We start from the raw sequence: 24228 nt of genomic DNA, 5'->3' as shown, positions 1-24228 counted from the left end.
TTAAGTCTCTGGTTCCACCAGCCGCTTGAGGGCGGCCTGACTGTGCGGCAGGTCGGCGGCCTTGCCGACGTCCTGACCGAGGAATTCAACGATGTCCGACCAGCGCTCCAGCGCTTCGTCGGTGGCCGGGTCATTACCGCGCTGGTAGGCGCCGATCGCGATCAGGTCGCGGTTGGACGAGTACGCCGACACCAGCCGTTTGAGCTTGCGGATGCGCAGGCGCCACGGTTCGTCGGCGATTTCCGTGACCACGCGGCTGACCGAGGACTCCACGTCGATGGCGGGGTACAGGCCGCTGTCGGCGACGCGGCGCGAGAGCAGGATGTGGCCGTCAAGAATCGCGCGTGCGGCATCGGCGATCGGATCCTGCGGATCATCGCCTTCGGTCAGCACGGTGTAGAACGCGGTGATCGAGCCGCGGCCCTTGGCGCCATTGCCCGCGCGTTCAACCAGTGCGGGCAGCTTGGCGAATACGGAGGGCGGATAGCCGCGGGTGGTCGGCGGCTCACCGACGGACAGGCCGATCTCGCGCTGGGCCTGGGCGAAGCGGGTCAGCGAGTCCATGAGCAACAGCACGTTCAACCCCTGGTCGCGGAACCACTCGGCGATCGCGGTGGCGCGGTAGGCACCGTGCAGGCGGGCCAGCGGCGGGCGGTCGGCCGGGGCCGCCACCACCACGGCGCGGCGCAGGCCTTCTTCGCCCAACGTGCTTTCCACGAAATCGCGGACCTCGCGGCCACGTTCGCCGATCAGGCCCACCACGATGACATCGGCGGCGGTGTAGCGGGTCATCATGCCCAGCAGGGTCGATTTACCGACACCGGAGCCTGCGAACAGGCCGACACGCTGGCCGCGACCGATCGGCAGCAGCGCGTTGATCGCACGCACGCCCACGTCCAGTGGCTGGGTGATCGGCTCGCGCGCGAGCGGGTTGATCGAGACGCCGGCCATGCCGACGGTGCCTTCGGCGCGGATCGGGCCCTTGCCATCCAGCGGCACGCCGTCGCTGTCGATCACGCGGCCGAGCAGGCCTTCGCCCACTTCCACGCCACCGCGGCCGAGCGAGGGCACAACCCGCGCATTGGGCAGCAGGCCGTGCAGTTCGGCGCTGGGCATCAGGTAGGTGCGTTCACCGGCGAAGCCGACCACTTCGGCATCGACCCAGCCGCCATCGGCAACTTCCACCTTGCAGCTGGCACCCATCGGTGCCTCGCAGCCGACCGCCTCCAGCGTCAGGCCGACCGCGCGGCGCAGCACGCCCTCGCGGATCAGGCCACGGCCGTGCGCGGTATCCGGGCGGATGTTGTCCAGCCGCGAGGCCAGCCGCAGGTTGCGGGCGGCGGTCCAATCGGCGGGTGGGGGCAGGGTATCGGTGTTCATGGGGTGGTTCCGGCTTTGCGGATGACCGCATCCAGGGCGCCGCGCAGGCGTGCATCCAGGGTGCCGTCGATGCGCACGGCCTCGGCATGCACGCGCAGGTCGCCGCGGCTCAGGCTCAGATCCGGCGTCAGGCGCTGGTTCGGGGCCAGGTTGAGCACCGGTGCCAGCGCAGCGATGTCGTCTGGATGCAGGCGGACCTCCACATCGCGGCTCGCGCCACCAACGGCATCCACCGCTTCATTGACCAGCTGCGCCAGCAGTTCCGGTTCGGCCTCGTAGGCACGCCCGACCAGGTTGCCGGCCACCCGCACTGCCAGCTCGCCGAGTGCGGCGACCACTTCGTTCTCCAGCCGCACCAGTGGCCGGCTGAAGTTGTCCAGGATGCCTTCGATCTGCGCGATCAGCCGGCGCACTTCCGCCTGGCCCTGGGCCAGCCCTTCGGCGTGCCCCTGATCGAAACCGTCTTTCTCGGCGCTGTCCTGGATCGCCTGGATTTCCTCCAGGGTCGGCAGCTGCAGCAGCGGTTCCGGCTCGTGCTCCGGGTCCGGTTCGGTGAGCTCGAACTGCTCTTCCGGCGGGGGCTCGGGCACCGCCAGCAGATCCGGGGCAAGCCAGCGCACGGCATTGTTCACAGCATGGCCTCCGCGTTGCCACCAATGGTGACCGTGCCTTCATCGGCCATGCGCTTGACGATGGCCAGGATCTCGCGCTGCGCCACTTCCACATCCGACAGGCGCACCGGGCCCCGGGCTTCCATGTCTTCAAGCAGGATTTCAGCGGCACGCTGGGACATGTTGCGGGTGATCTTGTCGCGCACCTTGATGTCGGCGCCGCGCAGGGCCAGGCCGAGGCGCTCGCCGCTGACTTCGCGCAGCACCAGCTGCAGCTCGCGGTCGTCCAGGTCCACCAGATCGTCGAACACGAACATCAGGTCCTGGATGCGGCCGCTCAGCGGGGCATCGATGCGGGCGATTTCGCCCAGGATCGCCTGGTCCTGCCCGCTGTCCATGAAGTTCAGGATGTTGGCGGCGCACTGCACGCCGCCCACGTTGGACGACTTCAGGTTCTGGTTGCCGGCGAACTGGCGCTCCATGATCTCGTTGAGTTCATTGAGCGCGTTTGGCGGAATGCCATCCAGCGTGGCGATACGCAGCAGTACGTCCACCCGGGTGCGCTCGGGCAGCAGCTTGAGCGCGTCGGCGGCCTGGTCGGTTTCCAGATGGGCCATCACGATGGCGATGATCTGCGGGTGCTCATTGCGGACCAGGTCTGCGACGGCACGCGGATCCATCCATTTCAGCGCGTCCAGGCCGGTGGTGTTGCGACCCAGCAGGATGCGGTCGATCAGGCTGCCGGCCTTTTCGGTACCCAGCGCCTGCACCAGCATGTTGCGGATGTAGTCGTCCGAGCCCACGCCCAGCGAGGTCTTGGAGCCCAGCTCGCTGCCGAACTGGTCCATGACCCGCTCGACCTGTTCGCGCGTGATGTCGGTCATGGTCGCCATGGCGATGCCGATCTTCTGGACTTCCTTGGGCTCCATGTGGCGCAGCACTTCGGCCGCGTCCAGTTCGCCCAGCGAGAGCAGCAGGACGGCGGCGCGCTGCACGCCGGTCAGCGGGGGAGGTGCATCAATCATTGGCCACCCAGCCCTTGACCACCTGGGCCACGCGCTTGGAATCGGTCTTTACAGCTTCACGCGCCATGCGCAGTCGTTCCTCGTAGGAGTCCACCGGCAATGCCAGCGGTTCATGTCCGGCCGCGTGCAGGCGTTCGCTGCCGATCGCGGGCAGGCCCTCGCCGTCATCGACCAGCTGCACATCGGCACTGTGGGGTTCCAGCGCGTCGTCCTTGGGCTTGGTCTGCCCGGTGATCGAGCGCAGCGCCGGGCGCAGCACGCCGAACACCAAGGCCAGCACCACGATCGCGCCGAGCAGCAGACGCAGTGCGTCCTGTACCTGCGGCAGCTCCCACCACTTCGGCCCTTCGACCGGGGTGACCTCACGCACGAACGGGGCATTCATCACCGAGACCGTGTCGCCACGCTCGGCATCGAAGCCGACCGCCTGCTTGACCAGCGCTTCAACGCGGGTCAGTTCGGCCGCGGAGAGGGCCTGGTCGGTCATCTTGCCGTTGGCACCGGCGCGCGGCACGTTGTCCACCAGCACCGCCACCGAGACGCGCTTGATGCGACCGGCCGGTTGGCGGGTGTGCTGCAGGGTGCGGTCCAGCTCGTAGTTGCGGGTGGCGTTCTTGGAGGTTTCCGTCGGTGCCTGCGCGGTGGCCGGGGCGGCCGCCGGGCCGGGCGGGGTGTTGCTCGCGGCGCCGGGCACGCCCTGCGGGCCGGGCACGTTGCTGCTGTTTTCGCTCATCTGCTCGCTGCGCAGCTTCTGCGGCTCGCCGTTGTAGAGCTCACGGGCTTCTTCGATCACCGAAAAATCCATGTCCACGCTGACTTCCGGGTTCACGCGGCCCGGCCCGGTCATCGGCTCGAGCAGCTCGCGGATGCGCTGGTTGAACGAGGTTTCCTGGCGGCGCACCTGTTCGAACTGCGCGGCATTCATGGCCGCTTCGCTGTTGGGGTCGGAGACGCTGAGCATGCGCCCGCTCTGGTCAACGACGGTAACGCGCTCGGGCGCCAGGTCCGGGATGCTGGCGGCGACCATGTGCACGATCGCATCGATCTGGCCGCGTTCGAGCTGCTGGCCACCGCGCAGTTCCAGCACCACCGAGGCACTGGCCACGTCGCGCTGGCGGGTGAAGGCGCTGGGCTTGGGGATGGCCAGGTGCACGCGCGAATCACGGACCGGGCGCAGCGTATTGATGGTGCGCGACAGCTCGGTTTCCAGCGAGTGCTGGTAGCGCGCGTTCTCCATGAACTGGCTGACGCCGAAGCCCGGGTCACGCTCCATCAGTTCGAAGCCCAGACGGCCGCTGTCGGTCAGGCCGGAGCCGGCCAGCTTCAGGCGGGCATCGTGCAGGTTCTTTTCCGGCACAGTGATGCCGCCGGTGGCGGGATCCAGCTGGAAAGGAATCTGCGCCGCGCGCAGCAGGTCGGTGGCCTCGGCCGTGGCCTTCTGGTCCAGCCCGGTGTACAGCGGCACCATGCCCGGCTTCTGCGACCAGAAGAACACGAACAGCCCTGCCGCCACGGCCACGGCGATCATCGCCATCAGGCCAAGCCGACGGGTGATCTGCAGGCTTTGCAGCCGGTCGAACCACTGCCCAGCCTTTTCGGTGTTCAGCGATTCTTTGGAGAGCGACAGGGCCATGCGTTTCTATCCTTACAGCGGCATGTTCATCACGTCCTGGTAAGCCTGGACGAGACGGTTGCGGACTTCCACGGTGGCGCGGAAGGCGATCTGGGACTGCTGCGAGGCGACCATGACCTTGGCCAGGTCCGCACCGGGTTCACCCAGTTCGAAGGCCTTGGCCAGTGCGCCGGATTTCTGCTGGGCGTCGTTGACGCCGGCGATGGCGCCGCGCAGCGTTTCGGTGAAGCTCGGGCCCTGGATCTCCTGGGGGGACACCAGACCCTGGATGGCATTGCTGCGCGGCAGCTCCGTCAGCGGGCTGACGGCGGGCTGCCCCATCTGGGTCTGGAAGGTGCGGATCTGAGAAAGGATCGAGGTGACGGAGTGCGACATCTGGAACGTTCCGAAGCAGGGGTGGGTTACACCGGGAGACGTTGCAAGTGCCGTGCCGAAATGGATGAGTGATTCAGTTTTGTAACGGTGGCGCGGGGTTGCGCGTCACGCAGCGCCCGAGCGCGTGGCGGCCTGACCGGTGTGGGCGACGGCGTGCCCATGCGGCGGGGTGAAGCGGCGCCGTGCCGGAGAGTCGACGCCGGAAAACCGGCGGGGCGGACGATCGTGGCAACAAAAAAGCCCGGGACATGCCCGGGCGTCTGGTTTCCGCGTGCCGGCCCGCTCAGCCGGCCAGTTCGGTCTGGTCGCGTTCGATCCCGTACTTGCGCAGCTTTTCCACCAGGGTGGTGCGGCGCAGGCCGAGCAGCTGGGCGGCATGGGCGACGACGCCCTGGGTGCGTTCCAGCGCTTCGTTGATCAGGTTCAACTCGATGCTGGCCATGTGGTTGCGCAGGTCCAGGCCGTCATCGGGCAGGGCCGGGGCGCGGGCGACCGGGCCGGTGCCGTTGTCCGTGGCCGTGCTGCCCGGTGCACCCGGGGTGTGGAAGGAGAAGCTGCGCAGGTCCAGCCGCTCATCGGCCTGGGCCGGCGCTGCTGCCGCGGGCACGGGTGCGGTAGCAGCGAAGTCGCCGCGATAGCGGGCCGGCAGATCCTGCACGCGCACGTTGCCGCTGGGGTGCAGCACGGCCAGGCGTTCCACCAGGTTGGTCAGCTCGCGCACATTGCCCGGCCATTCGTAGGCGGCCAGCGCCTGCAGGGCTTCGCCGGTGAAACGCACTTCACCGCGGCCGGTACGGGCCAGCTGCCCGGCAATGGTGGTCACCAGCGCCGGCAGGTCTTCGCTGCGCTCGCGCAGGGCCGGCACATCGATGGGAAACACGTTGAGGCGATAGAACAGATCCTCGCGGAACTTGCCGTCGGCGATACGTGACTCCAGGTCGCGGTGGGTCGCGGCGATCACGCGCACGTTGCAGCGGATGGTCTGGTTGCCACCCACGCGCTCGAAGCTGCGCTCCTGCAGCACGCGCAGCAGCTTGACCTGCATCGGCAGGCTCATGTCACCGATTTCATCGAGGAGCAGGGTGCCACCCTCGGCCATTTCGAAACGGCCCTTGCGTGCGCTCAGCGCGCCGGTGAAGGCGCCTTTTTCGTGACCGAACAGCTCGCTTTCCAGCAGATCCGGCGGAATCGCGCCGCAGTTGATCGCCACGAACGGACCATCGCGACGCGGCGAGCGCTGGTGGATGGAGCGCGACACCACTTCCTTGCCGGTGCCCGATTCACCCAGCACCAGCACGGTGGTGTCGAACGCGGCCACCTGCTCGATCATCCGGCGCAGCTGGGTGACCGCCGCACCTTCACCGGTCGGACCCTGTTCCTGCACGGCGCCGGCCTGGTGCTCGGCATCCAGGCGCTTGAGGCTGGCGCGACGCAGCAGCCCTTCCATCTGTGCATGGCGTAGCGGCGCTTCCAGCGGCCACACATTGGCTTCGTGCAGGCCGTACTGCTGGGCGAAAGCAGTGGTGTCACCGTCGATCAGCATGACCGGCGGCGGCAGCGCGCCCTTGCCCAGCCAGGCAAACAGTGCATCGCTGCGCTCGGAACCGTCCAGGCCACCGATGATCGCGGCCATCCAGTCGTTGGGGCGGTGGCGGGTAATGTCGAAATCGTTGGCGTCGGCCACCCAGCGCGGGTTGAAGTCCATGAACTCCAGCAGGGCGACGGTGCGCTCGGCGCGCACGGCGTCGTTGTCCAGTACCAGGATGCGGGATTCGCTCATGATCCGTTCCCCTTCAGGCCTTCCAGGATCGGCATCACTTCCTGGATGTAGCACAGCTTGCTGACGAAGTTGTCGGCACCGGCGCGCAGGGCATGCTCGCGGTGTTCGGCGTCATCGAAGTGGCTGGCGATGACGATGTAGGGCGCGTCATCCTGCGATTTGATCAGGCGGGTGGCCTGCAGGCCGCCCATCTCCGGCATGGCCAGGTCCATCAGCACCACCTTCGGGCGCAGCGACTCGGAGCGTTCGATCGCTTCCAGGCCATTGGCGGCGCTGCCGATCACATCGAGCCAGTCGACCTTGCGGAAGTGGCGCATGGCGGCGTTGATGAAACCTTCGTGGTCGTCGACCAGCAGGACGGTGAGCTTGTTCATGTCTTCCATTTCCTTCAGCCCACCCGGGCCAGGAGGTGCGGGGTGCTGGCATGGCTGCGGCGGCGTTCGCGCGCCGGGGCGATGTCCAGTTGTTCGCGGTATTTTGCAACGGTACGGCGGGCGATGTTCACCCCTTGGCGCGAGAGCAGGCCGGCGATCGCTTCGTCGGCCAGCGGCCGGGCGGCCGGTTCGGACTCGATCAGGCGGCGCACCATCGCTTTCACGGCCTGGCCGGAGACACTGGCACCTTCCAGGCGCACCGCGAAGAAGTGCTTCAGTTCCAGGGTGCCGCGCGGGGTCTGCAGGTACTTGCCGGTGGTGATGCGCGAGACGGTGGACTCGTGCATGCCGATTTCGTCGGCCACTTCCTTCAGCGTGAGCGGTGCCATCGCTTCTTCGCCACGGGTCAGGAAGCCGGCCTGGCGCTCGATGATCACCCGCGCGGTGCGCAGCAGCGTGTCGTAGCGCATCGACAGACCGCGGGTCAGCCAGCGGGCCTCCTGCATCATGTCGCGCAGCGGCTGTGCGGCGTCGCTGGTCTCGGCCAGCGCCTGCTCGTACCGAGGGTTGATGCTGAGGCGGCGGCTGGTGGCCGGGTTGAGTGCGACGCGCCACTGGCCATCGGCGTGCCAGGCGATCACGTCCGGGATCACCACCCCGTTGCTGTCCGGCAGCAGGCTCTCACCCGGGCGCGGCTGCAGCGAGAGGATCAGGCGGACGGCTTCATGGATGTCGGCGACTTCGGCATCCAGCTGCTTGGCCAGGGCCGGGTAGTCGTGTGCGGCCAGCGCGGCCAGGCCGTCGTCGAGCACACGCTGGGCGAGGTGGCGGGCCGGCACACGGCCGGGCAGGCAGCGCAGCTGCACGCTCAGGCATTCATGCAGGTCCTGGGCGGCCAGGCCGACCGGATCGCCGTGCAGGATCTGCTGGCGCACCGCTTCCACGCCGGCCGCATCCACATCGCAGCGCGCACTGGCCAGCAGGGTCAGCTGGGCGAGCGGGGCATCCAGATAGCCGGCGTCGTCGCAGTGCTCCAGCCAGAAACCGGCCACGGCCAGCTCGCGGGCATCCATTTCCATCGCCAGGCGCTGCAGGGCGCGCAGCTGCGGATCAGACGACTCACCGGCCGCCACGCGCTGCATGCGGTCATCGTCGCCGTCCTGCCAGCCGGCACCGGGCACGTCCCACAGGGAGGATTCCGGCAGTTCATCGAAGGCGGCCACGTCCTGGGTGGTGCTGGCCGGATCGGTGTCGGCAGCGACCGGTTCCGGCGCCTCTTCCAGTTCCAGCAGCGGGTTGGTCTCCAACGCGCGGCGGATTTCCAGTTCCAGCTGCATGCCGTCCAGCTGCAGCAGACGGATGGACTGCAGGAGCTGAGGGGTGAGGTGAAGCTGCTGACCCATCTGGGTCGACATGGAGGCTTTCAAGGTGGTTCCCCGTTCGCACCGACTCCCCGGTGCGTTATGGAACACATCTTGCTTGTGTTCCCGTACACCGGGAATCAGGGGGTTCCTGAGTCGGGTCGTCAAATGCCTGACAGCGTGTAGGGGATATCCCGACATCGGCGCGGTATTTTGACGGGCGTTGGCGCGCAGTCCTTGTCTTTCCGTGCCCAGCCTGCCGGCCGGGCTTCAAAAATCCGTCACCCTGCGTGGCGGGGAAGCCGTGTGTGCCGGAGAACCGGCGCTGATCACTCCAGCTCGTGCTGGTGCCGGGCAGCGAGCAGCACCAGGTCATTGGCGCGGCGGCAGCCCAGCGATTCCATCATCCGGGCGCGATGGGTTTCCACGGTTTTGACGCTGATGCCCAGGTCCGCGGCGATTTCCTTGTTGCTCTCGCCCTTGCCGATACGGCGCAGGATCTCGCGCTGCCGCGGCGACAGGGCTGCCACCCCAACCGGTTTTTCCCTGCCCAGCATGGGGGCGAGCATCTTGGCCGAGATCTGCGGGCTCAGGAACACCTGGCCGGCATGCGCGGCGCGCAACGCCAGTTCCAGTTCCTGCGGCGCGGCATCCTTGACCACGAAGCCGACCGCGCCACGATCCAGCGCATCGCGAACGTGCACGGCATCGTCGTGCATGGTCATCATCACCACGCGCGAGCCGGGCGTCCGCAGGAGAATGTCGCTCAGGGCTTCCAGCCCGGTACGGCCGGGAAGGGACAGGTCCATCAGGACGACATCCGGGGAATGCTGCACGCTCAGCTGCAGCGCCTGCTCGGCGTTGCTGGCCTCGGCGATGACCTCGACGTCGGCAAAGCCCTGCAGCAGACGGCTGAGGCCGGCACGGACCAGGGTGTGATCATCGACGATGAGAACGCGCACAGGCTGCTTGGGGAGCGGGGAGGCCGTCACCTTAACGGAGTGAAGGCCTACCGCCAAGCCGAATGCGTCACAGTCGGGGCCGTACGGTCAACGCAGGCGACGCGCTTCTGCGATCTGGCGGCGGTGCAGCCGGAACAGATGCCGCTCCAGGGCCATCTCCAGCGCATCGCTGAGCCCTTCGAAACTCAGCCACAGGTAATGCGCACCCGAGCCATTGGCCGCTTCGGCCACGATCACCACGGGCAGGTCGATATGGTCGGGCAGCCAATCGCAGGGCTGCAGGCGGATGACGCCCATGCTGCCCGGCGCGGCGCCGCTGCGGCTGCCCTGTTCCAGGCGGATGCCACGGCGTGACCAGCGCAGGGGGCGCAGTGGTAGGTCCTGCACACTCTGTCGGACCAGGCGGCCCAGCAGCACCATGACCAGATCGAGCTTGGCTTCCAGGCGCTGCACCTGAAGCGTGGCATCGCTGCGGTCGTCATGACCGTCATCGCTGCGGGCATCCTCCACCAGCGCCACGCTGCGCAGCAGGGTCTCGGCCGTGCCGGGGCGGATCACCGCGCTGCCGATGCGGAACTCGGCCGGCAGCGCCACTTCGCAGCTCAGCGTCTCATCGAACAGCTCGCTTTCGGCCGGGTGATGGATGGCGCTGGTGCGAAGCTCGTTCATGACAGGGATTCTGCCGTGAGATACGCCTGCGCGGCGCGAAGGGACTGGTGCCCACTATGGATGTGGCGGCTGGCCTCTTCGCGCTGCCGCATCATGAACAGCATGATGCGCTGCTGGCGGGCCTGCAGTGAGGACAGCCCCGGCACGTCGGAGAGGGCTGAAGGACCGGCTAGATAATTGCGCTGGGCGGCATCGAGCGCGTCCAGCTGCAGCCCGGCCTCATCGAAATTCTCGTCGTGCAACGCCGTTTCCAGCGCGTCGAGCCGGGCGTTCAGCGCGCCGAGCGAACTCATGGCGCGGCCTGCGCCGTGTGGCGCTGTTGCTGCGGAATGGCGTTCCAGGCCGAGTCGATCTCGCCCAGCAGTTCGAGGGCCTCGGTCAGCGCAGCCGGGTCGTTGTGCAGGTTGGCTTCGGTCAACCGGTGCATCACGTAGTCGTACAGCGAGGACAGGTTGCCGGCGATCTCGCCCCCGGCCTCATGGTCCAGCGACCCGTTGAGGTGGCCCACGATGGCGCAGACCTCGCCGATCGCCTTGCCTTTGCGCGCCTGGTCGCCGCGTTCCATGCAGGCCAGGGCGAGCCGAAGGCGTTCGCAGGCACCGGCCAGCAGCAACGCGACCAGCTTGTGCGGGTCGGCATCGGTAACCGAACTCTGCACGCCGACCTTGCGGTACTGCTCGGTGAATTGACGGTTGGAACCGTACATCAATCATGTCTCCTTCATGCGGGGCCGCGAGGTTCGCGACATCGTCGGCACCGGGTGGAGCCTGCGGGGTGTCCTGCCAGTGATATCGGCCGCGGACCGGTTCAACTTGAGTCCGCGGCCTTGATCGATCAGCCGCTGAGCTGGGACAGCTGCGAGGTGAGGCTGCTCATGGTCTGGCTCATCTTGCTCATCAGGGCATCGAGCGCGAGGAACTGCTTTTTGTAACGCTCGGACACGCCTTCCATGCGGACATCCAGCGCCTTGCGGCGCTTGTCGATATCGGTCAACGTGGTGTTGATGCTCTTGGTGCGCGAGACGAACGCGCCTTCCTTGCCGACGGTGGTGCTGACGTAGCCGTCCACCATCGCAAACAGCTTTGCTGCCGCACCGTCATCACCGGTGAAGGCCTCACGCACGGCGCCGCCCTGATTGACCAGGGCCGCGTCGAACTTGGCGGTATCCAGCACCAGGCTGCCATCGGCGTTGGGATAGGCGCGGGTCTGCAGGCCGATCTTCTTGGGATCCAGGCCGGCGGCCGAGAGGTCCTTGAGGATGCCGCCCATCATGCTGCGCAGCTGGCTGGAGGCCCCGCGCATCTGCGCATCGCCGGTCAGCGAGGAGGGCTCCTTGTTCTCGATGTCGTACTTGGTCGCGGTGTTGATTGCCGCGATGGCACCGTTGTAGGCGGTGACGAAGTCCTGCATCACCTTGCGCGCCGCGGCAACGTCGGTGGTGATGGTGACGGTGCTTTCGCCGATCTTCTTCAGGTTGAGGGTCAGCCCGGGAACGACGTCGGTGACGGTGTTCTCGCTGCTGATGACTTCCACGCCGTCGATCAGCAGCCTGGCGTCCGCAGCCGGCGTGCGTTCCGACAAGCTGTTGGCCAGGGCGGCGAGCTTGGTGTTGGATGGGTCGGCGCTGAGCTTGATCGCGTTGGCGGTACCGGACTTCTCCTGCGAGATCGACAGGTACTGGTTGTCACCGGAGGAGATCAGCGTGGCCTGCACGCCCGAGGAGCGGCCGGCCTTCTCGATCTTGGTGCGGATCGAACTGAGCGTGTCGTCCGCAGCAACGTCGATGTTCGACGTCTTCTGTTTGTCGCCGACGCCTACGGTGAGCGTCAGGGTTCCGGCGCCAAAGGTCTCGGTCTTTGGGAGATAGGTGTCGGCGATCCACTTGTTCGCGGTAGCCAGTTCCTTCACGTCGATGGCGTGGGAGCCGGCAGCGGCGGCATTGGTCCCGCTGACCGTCAAGATCTCGTCGGTACCGGATTTGCTGGCCGTGAACGTACGTGCGTCGAACGCCGTATTGGCCTTCAGTGCCTTCAATGCTGTATTCAGCGAGTCGAACGCGGATTTGACCGTGCCGATCGCCGAGAGCTGCATCTTGGCCTTGGACTGCTGCAGGTTCAGTGCATTGTCCGCCGGCTTGCGATCGGCCGCCACCAGGCTGCTGACCATGCCGGAAATATCCAGTCCTGAACCGATGCCGCCGTAACCGAAGTCCGCCACGTTGTATCTCCTGTTTGTAGCCGCTGCCGTGAAGTCGCAGGGCGATGCCATCAACGAAAGTAGCGGCCGTAGCCGCCGGGTCTTTAGAACCACGTTGATGCAGGAGTTGTGCCAGCCAGGGCGAGGACGGATTTGGCACGCCGGTTGCAGGAGCCCTGGGGCAGGGGCGGCGGTCCGCGCCCTTGATAGGTGGTCTGTAAAAAACCCCTCCTCCAATGCAGAGGAGGGGTCAGGCTACTGAAAAGCGGGGGGAGACGAAGCCACCCGGGGTGTTCAGTCAAACAAACAGCGCTGATAACAGTTCTGCCGCAGGGGCGGGCCATGGCCACGACGATGTGGCGACCGGAAGAGAGTCCGGTCCATGGCCATGGCCCGTTCCTGCGCGTGCTTTGCGATGCCTCGGGTTGCCCACGCCGCCGGCCGAAGCCGGCGGCGGGGACGATGCAGCCGTGGATCAGCGCAGCAGGCTGAGCACGTTCTGCGGCACCTGGTTGGCCTGGGCCAGCATGGCCGTACCGGCCTGCTGCAGGATCTGGGTGCGGGTCAGCTCCGCGGTTTCCTTGGCGAAATCCGTGTCCTTGATGCGGCTACGCGACGCGGACAGGTTTTCGGTCGAGGTCTGCAGGTTCGCAACCACCGAGGTGAAGCGGTTCTGGATGGCGCCGAGGTCTGCACGGGTGCTGTTGATGGAGCTCAGTGCCTTGTCGATCACGGCGATGGCCTGCTGCGCCCCGGCAACGGTGTCGATCTTGACGTCGCTCAGCAGCTTGTTACCGCCATCAGCAGGAGGGGCAGTATGAGAGGTGGCAGCAGTGATCGCAGTTGAAGTGAAAGCGCCCGCTGCAGCAGTGATCTGAATGCCGCTGAACTTGCCGTCACCGTCCAAGCTTTCCTTCACTGAGGTTAGGTTGATCGACGAGCTACCCGGAACTGCAGGAGTGATCTCGCTGCCATCATCAGGATCGATGACAGCCGGGGTGCCGGCCGTGGTCGAGACTTCGGCAAACACGCCGGTCTCACCAATCTTGGCATTGATGGCAGCGACAGCCGCCTTGTTGGCCTCGGCCAGGTCCTTGGCAGCATCCCCCGTGCTGGTAAAGGTAATTGCGCCTAGGTCGACCCCGCCAGCCGGCAGGCCGCCGCCACTGATCTTAAGGCCGGTGATCTTCGACTCCTGCCCCGCAACACCCGCAGTACCGGCAGCCAGAGTGATGGAATTGCTGTCGAACACGGTGTTACCCAGCGAGTCGGCTTTTGCGTTCACGACTTTGTCGATCGCAATCGCCTGGCCGGCGTTGGCGCCGACCTGGAACAGCTGACTGGAGAACGAGCCGTCAAGTAGCTTCGTGCCGTTGAACTCGGACTGCTTGGCGACGCGGTCGATTTCGCTGACCAGCTGGGTAACTTCCGCCTGCAGCGCCTTGCGGTCGCTAGCGGAGTTGGTGGCATTGGAGGCCTGCACGGCTAGTTCACGAACGCGCTGCAGGTTGTTGCCGATTTCGCTCAGCGAGCCTTCGGCCACCTGGGCCAGCGAGATGCCGTCGTTGGCATTGCGGATGGCCACGTCGGTACCGCGGATCTGGGTGCCGAAGCGCTCGGAGATCGCCAGGCCGGCGGCGTCGTCCTTGGCGCTGTTGATGCGCGAACCCGACGACAGGCGCTGGATCGTGGTGGCCAGGGAGCTGCCGCTGGTGCTCAGATTACGCTGAGCATTCAACGACATCGTGTTGGTGTTGATGACTTGTGCCATGGTGGTTTCCTTTGGCGGTGGTTCGAGAATCGCTTTTCATACCTGCGCCGATTCGGTCGACGCAGGTGTTCGAAGTGCGGCTTAACGCAGCAGGCTGAGCACGTTCTGCGGCACTTGGTTGGCCTGGGCCAGCATGGCTGTACCGGCCTGCTGCAGGATCTGGGTGCGGGTCAGCTCTGCGGTTTCCTTGGCGAAATCCGTGTCCTTGATGCGGCTGCGCGACGCGGACAGGTTTTCGGTCGAGGTCTGCAGGTTGGCTACCACCGAGGTGAAGCGGTTCTGGATGGCACCAAGGTCTGCGCGGGTGCTGTTGATGGAGCTCAGAGCCTTGTCGATAACTTCAATTGCCTGCTGGGCACCAGCAACGCTGTCGATGTTCACGTCTTTCAGGAGCTTGGTGCCGTCAGTCGGAATCGTGGCAGCGGTGTGTGCAGCGACAGCTGCGCTTTCAAAGTCCCCATCGCCTGCCGTGACTGCGAGTCCGGAGAACTTTCCGTCCTTGTCGACGCTCTCCTTTACGGAGGTCAGGCTGATCTTACCGGCGCCGGTTTCATCTACCTTGGCATATACGCCCGCCTCGCCAATCTTGGCGTTGATCGCCGCTACGGTGGCGGTAGTGGCTGCCTTCAGATCGTCGGCAGCAACGCCCGTACTGGTGAATTTGATCGTTCCGACATCCACGGCCGAGGCGAGCCCGCCGCCGCTGATCTTCAATCCAGTGATCTCAAGTTCCTGTCCGGCAACCGGAGCAGTACCGCCGGTCGGGACGGTCAACGTCATGGCGTTGCTGTCAAACACGCTACTGCCCAATGCGTCTGACTTTGCGTTCACAACCTTGTCAATGGCAATCGCCTGTCCGGCGTTGGCGCCGACCTGGAACAGCTGACTGGAGAACGAGCCGTCAAGCAGCTTGGTGCCGTTGAACTCGGACTGCTTGGCAACGCGGTCGATTTCGCTGACCAGCTGGGTAACTTCCGCCTGCAGGGCCTTGCGGTCGCTGGCCGAATTGGTGGCGTTGGAGGCCTGCACGGCCAGTTCGCGGACACGCTGCAGGTTGTTGCCGATTTCCGAGAGGGAGCCTTCGGCGACCTGGGCCAGCGAGATGCCGTCGTTGGCGTTGCGGATGGCCACATCAGTGCCGCGGATCTGCGTGCCGAAGCGCTCGGAGATTGCCAAGCCGGCGGCGTCGTCCTTGGCGCTGTTGATGCGCGAACCCGACGACAGGCGCTGGATCGTGGTGGCCAGGGAGCTGCCGCTGGTGCTCAGATTACGCTGAGCATTCAACGACATCGTGTTGGTGTTGATGACTTGTGCCATGAGGAAGGGTCCTTGAGCAGTTGCACGTGAGTTGGGTTAGCCGCCCCTGACGTGCTTCAGGAGCGTCGCATGTCAGCGCTGCAACAGGCTGAGCACGTTCTGGGGAACCTGGTTGGCCTGGGCCAGCATGGCGGTGCCGGCCTGCTGCAGGATCTGGGTGCGGGTCAGTTCCGCGGTTTCCTTGGCGAAATCGGTGTCGCGGATGCGGCTGCGCGAGGCCGACAGGTTCTCCGAGGAGGTCTGCAGGTTGGCCACCACCGAGGTGAATCGGTTCTGGATCGCGCCGAGGTCGGCGCGGACGCTGTTGACGGATTCCAATGCGTTATCGACGATGGACAGCGCCTGCTGGGCGTTCTCAGCGGTGGTGACGTTCAAGTCCTTGACGAAGGAAGCGGCCGCAGTCGTGAGGCTCCCACCCGTTCCGCCGGCCACCTGCTCAAGACCGATGTTTGCGAGATTTATGGCGACTGGCGTGATGCCGGCCGGCGGCGTAGCTGCGCTTGCTGCAACAGTGAAGGCCTGGCCGTCTTTAACGGAATGCAGACTGATTTTGCCGTTCTCGAGTTTGGCCATCACGCCTGTCTCGCCCAGTTTCGAGTTGATCGCAGCAGCGGTGGCTGCCACCGTCGACTCGCCGGACTTCACTGAGAAGTCGGCAATAGTGAAGCTCGTTGCAGCGGCGGCGCCCTTCGGCGTCACGGAGATCTGAAGTCCAGAGAACACGGTGTCAGCCGTCGGCTTGTCAGCGGCGATGGCCTGAGTGTTGTAGACGTCCGCAAAGGTTGCCGCGCCCAAGGAGTCGGCCTTCGCGTTGACGACGCTGTTGATGGCAATCGCCTGACCCGCATTCGCACCCACCTGGAACAACTGGCTGGTGAAGCTGCCGTCGAGCAGCTTGGTGCCGTTGAAGTCGGACTGCTTGGCGACGCGGTCGATTTCGCTGACCAGCTGGGTCACTTCGGCCTGCAGCGCCTTGCGGTCGCTGGAGGAGTTGGTGGCGTTGGAGGCCTGCACGGCCAGCTCTCGGATGCGCTGCAGGTTGTTGCCGACTTCGCTCAGCGAACCTTCGGCGACCTGGGCCAGCGAGATGCCGTCATTGGCGTTGCGGATCGCGACATCGGTGCCGCGGATCTGGGTGCCGAAGCGCTCGGAAATCGCCAGGCCGGCGGCGTCGTCTTTTGCGCTGTTGATGCGCAGGCCCGACGACAGGCGCTGGATGGTGGTAGCGAGCGAGTTGCCGCTGGTGCTCAGGTTGCGCTGAGCGTTGAGCGACATCGTATTGGTGTTGATTACCTGTGCCATGGGTCGTCTCCCTTATTGGAATCCCGGTGGTGAATGGAACGAAGCGCCGCCGTTTTTTTGTTTTTGGCTGTGTGCTTCGCTGTTGCCAAATCAATAACGGCTCTTTGTCAACAACCTTTAGGCGGAGATTTGGCTGGCATTGCCTGGGAGACGAGGCTAGGGAGGTTTCACCGCCTGAGGACGCCCCGCTAGGGGCGATGGATGGCAGCAGGGCGTGTCTTTGTGCGTGAATAGGGTCTGTGCGGGCCGGCCAGAGGGATCCGTGAGCCGCGCCCAGCGCGGCGCGAAAGCAAAAAGGCCGCGATGCTCAAAGCATCGCGGCCTTCAGGCCAACCCGGGTTGTAGGGGCGGTCAGCGGATCATGTTGAACAGCGACATCGACTGCATCTGCGAGAACAGGGTCTGAGCCGCCTGCAGGGCGGTCTTCTCCAGCTGGTACTGGCTCAGCGCGTCGGCATAGTCCAGGTCGCGCATCTGCGAGAGGGTGGTCTTGAGCGTGACCACGTTCGATTCCCGCATGTCCGAGGCGTTGTCTAGGGCCTTGAGCTGGGCGCCACCGGCGGCGCGGGAGTCGATCATCCGCTCCGAGGCGCGGGCCACGTCGCGCAGGCCGCTCTGCAGCAGGTTCTGCTGGGCCGCCTGCTGGGCAGGGGTGCCGGTATCCATCTTCAGTGCGCCGATCAGCGAATCCAGGGTGCCGAAGATATCGCGGCTTGACGCGGGGCTGACCTCGAAGATATCGCCGGCGGCAGGCGCACCCTCGATATGCAGGCGCACCCCGTTGACCACCAGGTCGTCGCCGGTCTTGAGCGTCCCGCTGGACACCACGGCGCCACCGGCGTCCAGCAGGTCATAGCTGTCGGTGCCGGTGAAGCGCACGCTGAAGCCTTCCCCGTTCCAGCTGCCGTCGCTGTCGCGGGTGATGTTGGTGAGCACGCCGCTGCCGGTGTTGCCGGCGGCGGCTTTTCCGTCCACGTGCCCGTCACCGGTGACGATGCGCATGAAGATCTCGCTGCCGGGCAGGGCGTCCTTCACGTAGGTATCCGGACCCACTTCCACTTCGCGCTGGTTCTGGTCGCCGTTGTAGACAATGCGGCCATCGACCTGGCTGAACGGTGGGCTGGCGTCATCGGTACCACCGAACAGATAGCGGCCGGTGCCGTCGGTACTGTTGGCCACCGCGAGCAGATTGCCGCGGATCGCCTCGATTTCCGTGACCATCGACTCCTTGTCGGCGGCGGCCAGGCCCGGATTGTTGGCATAGATGGTCAATTCGGTGATGCGGCCCATCATGTCGCCGACCTGGGCCAGGGCATTTTCCTGCAGGCCGAGCCGGTTCTGCACGTTGCCTGCGTTGAGCTGCATGCGGTCCAGCGACGCCAGGGTACGGTCCAGGCCGACCGCCGTGCCGGCCGAGACCGGGTCGTCCTTGGCCGACACGATCTTGCTGCCGGTGGCGATCTGGCGCTCGAGGTGATTCATCTTTGCTTGCGAAGCGAGCATCAGGGACACCGACTGATTGAACATCATGCCGGTGGAAATGCGGTTGTTCATCGCGAGACGGCTCCGAGGATGGTCTGGAACATGGTGTCGGCGGTGGAGATCAGCTGCGAGGCGGCCTGGTAGGCCTGCTGCAGGCGGAGCATGTCCGAGGCCTCTTCATCCAGGTTCACGCCGGAAATCGAGTCGCGCGCCGCCTGGGCCTGGTCGGTGATCACCTGCTGTGCCATCAGGGAATACTCGGCCGAGCGCGCAGCCGCGCCGACCTGGGTGGTCAGTCCACCCAGTGCCCCACTCAGGGTGATCGTGCCGTCATTGAAGGTCTTGGCCTGCTCGACCTTGGCCAGCAGCAGCGCATTGCTGTTGTCCGAAGAGCCGGCCGGGGTCGGCCCGATGTTGAAGGTATCCCCCTGCTTGGGTGCGCCGTCCAGCACGAAGCTCCAGCCGTTGGCGGTGATGGTCTGCCCGGCGGTGTAGGTGTTCGGGCCGACGCCATCGATCGTGTATTCGGTGGCACTGGTGAACACGATCGCCGCAGGATTGCGCAGCGCCGGGTTGCCCGCGTCGGTCACCTTGACCCCGGTGAGCTTGCCGGTGCCGGTGTTGGCCATCGCGGCGCTGCCCTTGATCGGCGCGGCGGCGGCGATGCGCGAGGTGTCGGTGATCGCCACTTCCATGCTGCCGGCCACGCCTGCGGTAGGCTGCAGCAGGAAGCGGTCGTCCTTGGCCGGCGTACCACTCATGACCAGGCTGACGCCATTGAGCACCAGCGGGTCGGCTGCGGTGCCGGTGCCGGTCATCGGGATCGTGGCGCCGGTGTCGGCGCGGGTGGCCTGCCACTGGGTGCCATCGAACTTCATCACGATGTTCTGGCCATCCAGCTTGGACAGGTCGCCGAAGCTGGCGCTCATGCTGGCCGTGCCGGTGTTGCTGCTGTTGGCAGTGATGCGTGGGTTGCCGATGGTGAAGAAGTCGCCGCCCATGTTGCCGTACAGATCCGCGCCCTGGCGGTGGACGTCGTTGAAGCTGCTGGCCATGCCGATCGCCAGCTTGCCCAGCTCGGCCTGCGCCGGGGTCAGCACGGTATTGCGGAACTCCAGCAGGCCACCGATCTGGCCGCCGAGCGTCTTGCCATCGATGGTGATCTTCTGGCCCTGGCTCTCCAGCGCCAGCTGCAGGCGCTCGGGCTGGTACGGATCGGTGACGGTGGTGACCTTGGAGGCGGTGGTGCCCACCACCAGGGCCTGGCCGCCGGCGGTGTAGACATTCATGATGCCGCCGTCCTGCATCACCGCGTTGCCGCCGGTGTAGCCGACCAGGTTGGCGATCAGCTGGTCACGGCGATCGAGCAGGTCCGGGGCCGCCGTGGCTGCGTTGCTGCCGATGGAACCGTTGAGCTGGGCGATCTCCTGGGCCAGCCGGTTGATCTCGGTGGCGCCGGCGATCAGGCCGTTGTTGACCTCGCCATTGAGGTTGTTGAGCTGGGTATTGAGCTGCTGGAAGCGGTTGGCCAGGGTCTTGCCGCTGTCCAGCACGTTCTGCCGGTCGGCGCTGCCCGAGGCGTTGGATGAGAGTCCGCTGACCGAATCGAAGAAGTTCGACCAGACCCCGGCCACGTTGGTGGAGGCGTCGGAGAACATGGCATCGACCCGGTCGGCCATCGTGGACAACTGCTTCAGGCGCGCCAGCTCACCGCTGCCATCGAGCAGGCGCGAGATGGCCAGCTGGTCCGCCACGCGGCGGACATCGGTGATGCGGGTGCCATTGCCGACGTCGCCATACCCGTAGTTCTGCGGGTTGGCGGTGGCGAAGTCCACCTTCTGGCGGCTGTAGCCAGGCGTTTTGATGTTGGCGACGTTGTGGCTGGTGGTCGCCAGGGCCCGCTGGAAAGCGAGCAGGGCGCTGGTGCCGGTGGAGAGTACGCTGGACATGGGTTACCTCAACGACGGATGACACCCAGCCCGGTCGGGCTGGCGGTGCTGGCAAAAGTGCGGCCCAGGCGCTCGCCGGCATCGCTCACCGCCGCAACGGCGCGCTCGATGGTCGGGCCGCCGGCGATCGCGGCGATCTTGGCCGCATAGGTCGGGTCGGTGGCGTAGCCGGCGCGCTGCAGGCCCTGCGCGAAGCTGCGTACGTCGCTGCCGGCCTGCAGGGCGTTCTGGTAGCGCGGGCTGGTCTTGAGCAGGCGCACGTAGTCGGCGAAGCTCTCGCCCACCGAGTTGTAGGCGCGGAAGCTTGCCGTCTCGCTGCGGCGCACACCGTTGACGTACTCGTGGGTGCCGCTGGTGGCGCGCTCACCCTGCCAGCCGTTGGCCTTGATCCCGAACAGGTTGTGCGAGCTGTCACCGCCACTGCGGCGGACCAGCTTGCGGCCCCAGCCGGTTTCCAGCGCGGCCTGGGCGACCAGCGCCTTGGCATCCACGCCCAGTTCGCGCGCGGCCTGTTGCGCATGGCCCCAGATGCTGGCAACGAAGCCGGCCGGGGTATGCGGACCAAGCTCGGCTGCGGCGGTGGAGGCGGCCAGGTTGTCGACCGCGCTGGGGCCGCTGGCCGCCGGGCGGGTCACACCGCTCCAGCGGTCATCGCCCATGGCCCAGTCGGCGCTGGCTGGGTCGCTCCCGGCGGCCGCCGCATACGGATCGCTGCGGCCGATCGCCTCATGCATCTGGCTGCTTTCACGACCGGCGATCAGGTCCAGCGCGCGTTCCATCGGCTGCAGCACGGCAGAGGGTGCCTCGCCGTTCAACTGCTGCAGCAGGTCGGCCTCGCGCGGCGCGGGCGGCGCAGCACTGGCCGGCAGCGGCATGCCACCGGCCGGTGCATTGAGGCGGTAGGCACGCAGCGCCGCGGCCGGATTGAGCGTGGTATCGACCGGCTTGGCCGCCTCGCCTTCGGCGCCGCCGAGTTGCCGCGCGATCATGCTCGACAGCCCCAGGCCGCGGCCGCGGGTCATCGCATCGGCGATCTTCTGGTCGTACATCTCGCGGAACATGGTGTTTTCGCCGGGGAACAGCGAATCGCCAAAGCTCGCCTCGCGCATGCTCTTGATCAGCATCTGCGCGAACTGGCCCTCCAGCTGGCGGGCGACCTTGTCGACCTTGGCCGGGCTGTTGGGCTGGGCGGGATTGAGTTCCAAGGCCGGTTGGATGCGCATGTCAGATCACCTCGAGTTCGGCACTGAGCGCGCCGGCCTGCTTGAGGGCTTCCAGGATGGCGATCAGATCGCCCGGGGCCGCGCCCACGGCATTCACCGCGTGCACGATTTCATCCAGGGTGGTGCCGCCGTTGAACTTGAACATGCGGCTGCCATCGTTGGTAGCGGTGATGGTCGACTGCGGCGTCACCACGGTCTGGCCGCCACTGAACGCCCCCGGCTGGCTGACGTTGGCGTTCTCGTTGATGGTCACGGTCAGCGAGCCATGGGAGATCGCCGCAGCGCCCACGCGCACCTGCGCGCCGATCACCACCGTACCGGTACGCGAATTGACCACCACCTTGGCCGGCGCACTGCCGGGGGTCAGTTCCAGGTTTTCGATACGCGCCAGCAGGCCGATGCGCGCGCCCGGATCGGACGGCGCGTTGACCGCCACGGTGACGCCATCGATCGCGCGGGCGGCGCCTTCACCGAAGGCGGTGTTCAGTGCCGCCACCATCCGCGAGACCGTGGTGAAGTCGTTCTTGTGCAGGTTCAGGGTGATGTCGCCACCGCCGCTGAACACATCCGGCAGCGCACGCTCGACGGTGGCGCCATTGGGAATGCGGCCGACGCTGGGCACGTTGACCGACACGCGCGAGCCATCCTTGCCCTGCGCACCGAAGCCGCCGACGATCAGGTTGCCCTGGGCGATGGCGTAGACCTGCCCATCGGCACCGCGCAGCGGCGCCATCAGCAGCGAGCCGCCGCGCAGCGAGACCGCGTTGCCCACCGAGGAAACGGTGATGTCGATCGGCTGGCCGGGCTTGGCGAACGGCGGCAGCTCGGCATGGATGGCCACGGCCGCCACGTTCTTCAACTGCGGATTGACGTTGGCCGGCACGTTGACGCCCAGCTCGCCCAGCAGGTTCTTCAGGCTCTGCACCGTGAAGGGCGCCTGGCTGGTGCGGTCGCCGCTGCCATCCAGGCCGACCACCAGACCGTAGCCGACCAGCGCGTTGCCACGCACGCCGCCGACCTGGGCCAGGTCCTTGATGCGTTCGGCGGAGGCGGGCGCGACCAGCGCGAACACGGCCAGCAGCGCCAGCACGGCACGCGTCGCGCCGTGCGACACCACGCGTTGCGTCACCATGTAGAGCGACGCCGCGCGTCGCTGCTTCGCCACGTGGGGGTACGCCATGCGTCGCTGCCGGAACAGGGAAAGGGAGAAGGTCATGTCAGGCTCAGTACGGCGCCAGCGCCGAGTTGAAGAAGCGGCTCAGCCAGCCCATCGCGTTGGATTGGGCGATCGCGCCACGGCCGCCGTAGACGATGCGGGCATCGGCAACGCGGCTGGAGGGAATGGTGTTGTCCGGGAAGATGTCCGCCGCGCGCACGATGCCCTGCACCTGCACCAGCTCATCGCCCCGGTTCAAGCGCAGGTTCTTGGCGCCCTGCACGACCAGGTTGCCGTTGGGCAGGCGCTGGATCACGGTGACCGTCACGCTGCCCTGCAGGCGGTTGCTCTGCGCGCTGGTGCCTTTGCCGGTGAAATCGCGCGAACCGGCGGCGCTGGCACTGAGGATGTCCTTGCCGCCGAGCGTGACCGGGGCGCCGAAGATGGTCGGCGTGCCGATGCTCAGCTCCGACTCTTTCGATGTGGAGGTGTTGGCGGTGGTCTGCGCGGTGGTGTTCTCGGTCAGCGTGATCGTGAGCAGGTCGCCCACATCGCGGGCGCGCCGGTCCGAGTAAAGCTGCAGGCCGGGGCCGGCGGCGTAGATCGCACCGGCCGTGGCCTGGGCCGAGGCCGGCATGATCGGTTCCACCGGCGCCATGGCCGGGTAGGGGCGGACATCGCCGGCGATCACGCAGCCACTCAGGGTGGCGACGATGACGGCGGCAGCGAGCAGGCAGAGGGTAGGGGCAAGACGCGACATGGCAGGTTCCCGGGTCGACCGATCAGGCGTTCTGGTTGAGGTAGCCGAGCATCGCGTCGGTGGTGGAGATCGCCTTGGCGTTCATTTCGTAGGCGCGCTGGGTTTCGATCATCGAAACCAGCTCTTCCACCACGTTGACGTTGCTGCCTTCCAGCGCGCCCTGCACCACGGTGCCCAGGCCGTTGAGGCCGGGATTGCCGTTCTGCGCCGGGCCGGAGGCGGTGGTTTCCAGGAACAGGTTTTCACCGCGGGCCTGCAGGCCGGCCGGGTTGACGAAGTCGGTCAGGGTCAGTGCGCCGATTTCCACCGAGGCGGCGTCGTCGGCCATCTTCACGCTGATCGTGCCGTCGGTGCCGATGGTCAGCGACTGCGCGCCTTCGGGAATCTGGATGCCCGGCTGCACCGGGTAGCCGCTGTTGGTGACCAGCTCGCCATCCTGGTTGCGCTGGAACGAGCCGTCGCGGGTGTAGGCCGAGGAACCGTCCGGCATCTGCACTTCAAAGAACCCGCGGCCGTTGACCATCACATCCAGTGCGCGGCCGGTCTGCTGCTGGCTGCCCTGCTCGAAGTTCTTGGCGGTGGCCACCACGCGCACGCCGGTGCCGATCTGCAGGCCGGTAGGCAGCTGCGTCTGCGCCGAGGACGCACCGCCCGGCTGACGGACCTGCTGGTACAGCAGGTCTTCGAAACTGGCACGGTCCTGCTTGAAACCGGTGGTGTTGGTGTTGGCGAGGTTGTTGGAAACCACCGACATGCGCGTCTGCTGCGCATCCAGTCCGGTCTTGGCGATCCACAATGCCTGGTTCATGGCGTCATTCCTGTGTTGTAGCGGGTGGCCGCGTGGTGCGGCCCTTGCGAAGGGCAATGCATGGCGCGTGCCAGAACGGCGCCGGGATTACGTC

Annotated in this window: 22 protein-coding genes; all 22 read right to left on the bottom strand. The window is 66.4% G+C overall.

The window, feature by feature from the left end; all coding sequences use genetic code 11:
* A complete protein-coding gene (locus tag NJD74_RS14920; RefSeq protein ID WP_102788462.1) occupies nt 1-1380 on the bottom strand; it encodes a FliI/YscN family ATPase in 1380 nt (459 codons plus the stop codon).
* Nucleotides 1377-2012 (bottom strand): FliH/SctL family protein, encoded by a 636-nt coding sequence (locus NJD74_RS14915; RefSeq protein WP_088435059.1) that lies wholly within the window; start codon nt 2010-2012, stop codon nt 1377-1379. Before NJD74_RS14915 ends, NJD74_RS14920 begins: the two co-directional genes overlap by 4 nt.
* Nucleotides 2009-2995, bottom strand: coding sequence for a flagellar motor switch protein FliG (fliG, locus tag NJD74_RS14910; RefSeq protein WP_026070041.1), 987 nt, complete (start codon nt 2993-2995; stop codon nt 2009-2011). Before fliG ends, NJD74_RS14915 begins: the two co-directional genes overlap by 4 nt.
* A 13-nt stretch (nt 2996-3008) precedes the next feature.
* Nucleotides 3009-4649 carry a flagellar basal-body MS-ring/collar protein FliF gene (gene fliF, locus NJD74_RS14905; RefSeq protein ID WP_019184798.1) on the bottom strand — a complete coding sequence of 547 codons (1641 nt, stop codon included), beginning with the start codon at nt 4647-4649 and terminating at the stop codon, nt 3009-3011.
* A gap of 12 nt (nt 4650-4661) precedes the next feature.
* Nucleotides 4662-5024 carry a flagellar hook-basal body complex protein FliE gene (fliE, locus tag NJD74_RS14900; protein ID WP_070427326.1) on the bottom strand — a complete coding sequence of 121 codons (363 nt, stop codon included), beginning with the start codon at nt 5022-5024 and terminating at the stop codon, nt 4662-4664.
* 283 nt (nt 5025-5307) lie between these two features.
* Nucleotides 5308-6804, bottom strand: a complete 1497-nt coding sequence (locus NJD74_RS14895) for a sigma-54 dependent transcriptional regulator (RefSeq protein ID WP_319624485.1) — start codon at nt 6802-6804, stop codon at nt 5308-5310.
* Nucleotides 6801-7178 (bottom strand): response regulator transcription factor, encoded by a 378-nt coding sequence (locus tag NJD74_RS14890; RefSeq protein ID WP_319624484.1) that lies wholly within the window; start codon nt 7176-7178, stop codon nt 6801-6803. Before NJD74_RS14890 ends, NJD74_RS14895 begins: the two co-directional genes overlap by 4 nt.
* A 14-nt stretch (nt 7179-7192) precedes the next feature.
* Nucleotides 7193-8605 (bottom strand): RNA polymerase factor sigma-54, encoded by a 1413-nt coding sequence (rpoN, locus tag NJD74_RS14885; protein ID WP_319624483.1) that lies wholly within the window; start codon nt 8603-8605, stop codon nt 7193-7195.
* Nucleotides 8606-8868: 263 nt separating this feature from the next.
* The gene (locus tag NJD74_RS14880; protein WP_026070039.1) at nt 8869-9501 is read right to left on the bottom strand and encodes a response regulator transcription factor; all 633 of its coding nucleotides are present in this window, start codon (nt 9499-9501) and stop codon (nt 8869-8871) included.
* Between the two features lie 87 nt (nt 9502-9588).
* Nucleotides 9589-10170 (bottom strand): PilZ domain-containing protein, encoded by a 582-nt coding sequence (locus tag NJD74_RS14875; protein WP_319624482.1) that lies wholly within the window; start codon nt 10168-10170, stop codon nt 9589-9591.
* Nucleotides 10167-10463, bottom strand: a complete 297-nt coding sequence (locus NJD74_RS14870; protein WP_070427330.1) for a hypothetical protein — start codon at nt 10461-10463, stop codon at nt 10167-10169. The genes NJD74_RS14875 and NJD74_RS14870 overlap by 4 nt, the downstream gene beginning before the upstream one ends.
* Nucleotides 10460-10876 carry a flagellar export chaperone FliS gene (gene fliS, locus NJD74_RS14865; protein WP_319624481.1) on the bottom strand — a complete coding sequence of 139 codons (417 nt, stop codon included), beginning with the start codon at nt 10874-10876 and terminating at the stop codon, nt 10460-10462. The genes NJD74_RS14870 and fliS overlap by 4 nt, the downstream gene beginning before the upstream one ends.
* A gap of 128 nt (nt 10877-11004) precedes the next feature.
* Nucleotides 11005-12387, bottom strand: coding sequence for a flagellar filament capping protein FliD (gene fliD / locus NJD74_RS14860; RefSeq protein WP_319624480.1), 1383 nt, complete (start codon nt 12385-12387; stop codon nt 11005-11007).
* Between the two features lie 454 nt (nt 12388-12841).
* Entirely contained in the window at nt 12842-14137 is a 1296-nt protein-coding gene (locus NJD74_RS14855) for a flagellin (RefSeq protein WP_319624479.1), read from the bottom strand.
* 81 nt (nt 14138-14218) lie between these two features.
* Entirely contained in the window at nt 14219-15454 is a 1236-nt protein-coding gene (locus NJD74_RS14850; RefSeq protein ID WP_319624478.1) for a flagellin, read from the bottom strand.
* Between the two features lie 72 nt (nt 15455-15526).
* Nucleotides 15527-16756 carry a flagellin gene (locus NJD74_RS14845; protein WP_319624477.1) on the bottom strand — a complete coding sequence of 410 codons (1230 nt, stop codon included), beginning with the start codon at nt 16754-16756 and terminating at the stop codon, nt 15527-15529.
* 351 nt (nt 16757-17107) lie between these two features.
* Complete coding sequence (flgL, locus tag NJD74_RS14840) at nt 17108-18310, bottom strand: flagellar hook-associated protein FlgL (RefSeq protein ID WP_319624476.1); 1203 nt, start codon at nt 18308-18310, stop codon at nt 17108-17110.
* The gene (gene flgK, locus NJD74_RS14835; protein WP_319624475.1) at nt 18307-20187 is read right to left on the bottom strand and encodes a flagellar hook-associated protein FlgK; all 1881 of its coding nucleotides are present in this window, start codon (nt 20185-20187) and stop codon (nt 18307-18309) included. Before flgK ends, flgL begins: the two co-directional genes overlap by 4 nt.
* A gap of 8 nt (nt 20188-20195) precedes the next feature.
* Entirely contained in the window at nt 20196-21410 is a 1215-nt protein-coding gene (locus NJD74_RS14830; RefSeq protein ID WP_319624474.1) for a glucosaminidase domain-containing protein, read from the bottom strand.
* A gap of 1 nt (nt 21411) precedes the next feature.
* Nucleotides 21412-22542 carry a flagellar basal body P-ring protein FlgI gene (locus NJD74_RS14825; protein WP_319624527.1) on the bottom strand — a complete coding sequence of 377 codons (1131 nt, stop codon included), beginning with the start codon at nt 22540-22542 and terminating at the stop codon, nt 21412-21414.
* A 91-nt stretch (nt 22543-22633) separates the two neighbouring features.
* Nucleotides 22634-23326 (bottom strand): flagellar basal body L-ring protein FlgH, encoded by a 693-nt coding sequence (flgH, locus tag NJD74_RS14820; RefSeq protein ID WP_319624473.1) that lies wholly within the window; start codon nt 23324-23326, stop codon nt 22634-22636.
* A 22-nt stretch (nt 23327-23348) separates the two neighbouring features.
* Nucleotides 23349-24134 (bottom strand): flagellar basal-body rod protein FlgG, encoded by a 786-nt coding sequence (flgG, locus tag NJD74_RS14815; protein WP_319624472.1) that lies wholly within the window; start codon nt 24132-24134, stop codon nt 23349-23351.
* Nucleotides 24135-24228: the final 94 nt, after the last annotated feature.

The sequence above is a fragment of the Stenotrophomonas sp. RG-453 genome (assembly GCF_033843685.1).
GTDB lineage: Bacteria > Pseudomonadota > Gammaproteobacteria > Xanthomonadales > Xanthomonadaceae > Stenotrophomonas > Stenotrophomonas bentonitica_A.
This window is presented reverse-complemented; position numbering and strand designations above follow the sequence as displayed.

What these genes read in the sequence shown, in the direction of transcription:
- NJD74_RS14830 (WP_319624474.1), bottom strand. Translation starts at nt 21,410, where the DNA reads ATGCGCATCCAACCGGCCTTGGAACTCAATCCCGCCCAGCCCAACAGC.
- NJD74_RS14870 (WP_070427330.1), bottom strand. Translation starts at nt 10,463, where the DNA reads ATGAGTTCGCTCGGCGCGCTGAACGCCCGGCTCGACGCGCTGGAAACG.
- NJD74_RS14850 (WP_319624478.1), bottom strand. Translation starts at nt 15,454, where the DNA reads ATGGCACAAGTCATCAACACCAACACGATGTCGTTGAATGCTCAGCGT.
- NJD74_RS14895 (WP_319624485.1), bottom strand. Translation starts at nt 6,804, where the DNA reads ATGAGCGAATCCCGCATCCTGGTACTGGACAACGACGCCGTGCGCGCC.
- flgL (WP_319624476.1), bottom strand. Translation starts at nt 18,310, where the DNA reads ATGAACAACCGCATTTCCACCGGCATGATGTTCAATCAGTCGGTGTCC.
- fliF (WP_019184798.1), bottom strand. Translation starts at nt 4,649, where the DNA reads ATGGCCCTGTCGCTCTCCAAAGAATCGCTGAACACCGAAAAGGCTGGG.
- fliS (WP_319624481.1), bottom strand. Translation starts at nt 10,876, where the DNA reads ATGTACGGTTCCAACCGTCAATTCACCGAGCAGTACCGCAAGGTCGGC.
- fliE (WP_070427326.1), bottom strand. Translation starts at nt 5,024, where the DNA reads ATGTCGCACTCCGTCACCTCGATCCTTTCTCAGATCCGCACCTTCCAG.
- NJD74_RS14875 (WP_319624482.1), bottom strand. Translation starts at nt 10,170, where the DNA reads ATGAACGAGCTTCGCACCAGCGCCATCCATCACCCGGCCGAAAGCGAG.
- NJD74_RS14845 (WP_319624477.1), bottom strand. Translation starts at nt 16,756, where the DNA reads ATGGCACAGGTAATCAACACCAATACGATGTCGCTCAACGCTCAGCGC.
- flgK (WP_319624475.1), bottom strand. Translation starts at nt 20,187, where the DNA reads ATGTCCAGCGTACTCTCCACCGGCACCAGCGCCCTGCTCGCTTTCCAG.
- NJD74_RS14855 (WP_319624479.1), bottom strand. Translation starts at nt 14,137, where the DNA reads ATGGCACAAGTCATCAACACCAACACGATGTCGTTGAATGCTCAGCGT.
- NJD74_RS14825 (WP_319624527.1), bottom strand. Translation starts at nt 22,542, where the DNA reads ATGGTGACGCAACGCGTGGTGTCGCACGGCGCGACGCGTGCCGTGCTG.
- NJD74_RS14920 (WP_102788462.1), bottom strand. Translation starts at nt 1,380, where the DNA reads ATGAACACCGATACCCTGCCCCCACCCGCCGATTGGACCGCCGCCCGC.
- flgH (WP_319624473.1), bottom strand. Translation starts at nt 23,326, where the DNA reads ATGTCGCGTCTTGCCCCTACCCTCTGCCTGCTCGCTGCCGCCGTCATC.
- flgG (WP_319624472.1), bottom strand. Translation starts at nt 24,134, where the DNA reads ATGAACCAGGCATTGTGGATCGCCAAGACCGGACTGGATGCGCAGCAG.
- NJD74_RS14890 (WP_319624484.1), bottom strand. Translation starts at nt 7,178, where the DNA reads ATGAACAAGCTCACCGTCCTGCTGGTCGACGACCACGAAGGTTTCATC.